At 34.5% G+C, this 1,726-nt stretch carries 1 protein-coding gene and 1 pseudogene; both read right to left on the reverse strand.

Features of this window, described 5'->3' with window-relative positions:
* Nucleotides 1-158: 158 nt before the first annotated feature.
* Nucleotides 159-1,469, reverse strand: a complete 1,311-nt coding sequence (grdB, locus tag BUA77_RS13190) for a glycine reductase complex selenoprotein B (protein ID WP_084605815.1) — start codon at nt 1,467-1,469, stop codon at nt 159-161.
* 26 nt (nt 1,470-1,495) lie between these two features.
* Nucleotides 1,496-1,726: pseudogene (locus BUA77_RS13195) on the reverse strand (glycine/sarcosine/betaine reductase complex selenoprotein A); the annotation flags it as partial.

A 1,726-nucleotide genomic window follows, 5' to 3' on the forward strand; every position in this document is an offset into this window, starting at 1 on the left:
TTCTTTCTGTTGTTTGTGTTGACCCATTATGAATTATCATATCTGGAGTATGTACAAGTATATACCCAGCTCCCTTTACTACAGAATAAGACATTGTATAGACACCTCCAAAATTTTAATATATACTGGAATAGATGGGCCTAAGCCCATCTATTTAATTAATCTTCAAATACAGTTTGACCTTCAACTTCAGTTGTTAAGGCTTTTAAAGCTTTTTCAACCATATTTCTTCTTAAAGATTTTTCTTCATTTGCATCTAGAGCTGGATTTCCAAGAGGATGTGGAATAGCTATAGCTGGCACTATTCTATTCGCTCCAACTGTTAGTGATATAGGTACTACTGTACAAATATGAACTACAGGAAGTCCCGCTCTTTCTATTTCTTTTACCATCGTTGCTCCGCAACGTGTACAAGTACCTCATGTAGATGTTAAAATTACTGCATCTACTCCATCAGCTACTAATTCTTTAGCAAACTCAGCTGCATATTTTTTAGAATTTGCAACAGATGTTCCATTACCTACTGTTGTATAGAAATATCTGTGAAGCTCTCCGATTACTCCTTCTCTTTCTAAATCTCTTAAAACATCTACAGGTAGTACTCTATCAGCATCTTCATTTGCATAAACAGGATCATATCCACCATGAGCAGTTTCATGAGTTTCACTAGTTAAATCATTGAAGTCTGCAATATCATATTTTCCATATTTTGAAGCAGAAGAAGATTCAATTCTATCTGGATTTCCTTTTGGAACTATTCCCCCAGATGTAACGATTGCAATTTTAGCTTTAGATAAATCCTTAACAGCAGGATTTGGGTCCACTCTATCAAAATCAGGCATTGGATATTCTGTTTCAAAAGCTTCTCCTTTAAGCTTCTTAATCATCATATCTACAGCTCTTTTAGAACCTCTAACATCTGAGAAGTAGTTTACTCTAACTCCTCTTTCTATATATCCTTCTTCTTTAGGAGAACCTATTTTTTCTTTTTTACCAAGTTTCAAAGCTAGTTTACCTATAACTGGAAGAGCTTTTCTCATTCCAGCTGCTGAATTAGCTGTCTCTACTATGTAAAGATCTTTTTTAAACATATCGGCTCCTGGATTTTCAGGGTACATTCCAGTAAGAACAGGTATTTTTAGTACATCCTTTACTTCTTTAGTAATAGTACCAGCAGCAACTCCATATCTTCCTGCATTAAAAGCTGGTCCTGCTATAAATAAATCTGGATTAAAACTCTTAATCATATCTAAAACTTCTTTTTTAGCAGTTTCTAGATTTTCATTAAAATATGAATCTCCACATACTACAGCAGCAACAACTTTTGCTTCTTCTCCTAAAATCTTATCTAAATTTTTACTAATAGGAGGCAATTCCTCCATAATTAAAGGTTTTGTATCCGCTTTTTCTTCTCCTCCAATTCCAGCAAAGAATTGGTTAATATAATGAACTACCTTTATTTTTTCCATACTTGTCCCCCCTCTCAGGTTTTTAATTAATCGTTAAATTTACAAAACTCTTCTCTTATATTTTTCATTTCTTCTATAATTTCATCTACTTCAAGAACCATTTCCATCATGCCGATTTGCTCTTCATATACAGACTCATCTACCTCACCTTTAAATTGAGGTTCTACTGCATGATATACTCTAAGTCCAAGTTCAACACCTGCAAGTGGTCCTGCAAAAGTTGGATCTCCTGCAGTTACTGTTTCCGCTGCTAGACC

Source organism: Tepidibacter formicigenes DSM 15518, assembly GCF_900142235.1.
Classification (GTDB): Bacteria; Bacillota; Clostridia; order Peptostreptococcales; family Peptostreptococcaceae; genus Tepidibacter; species Tepidibacter formicigenes.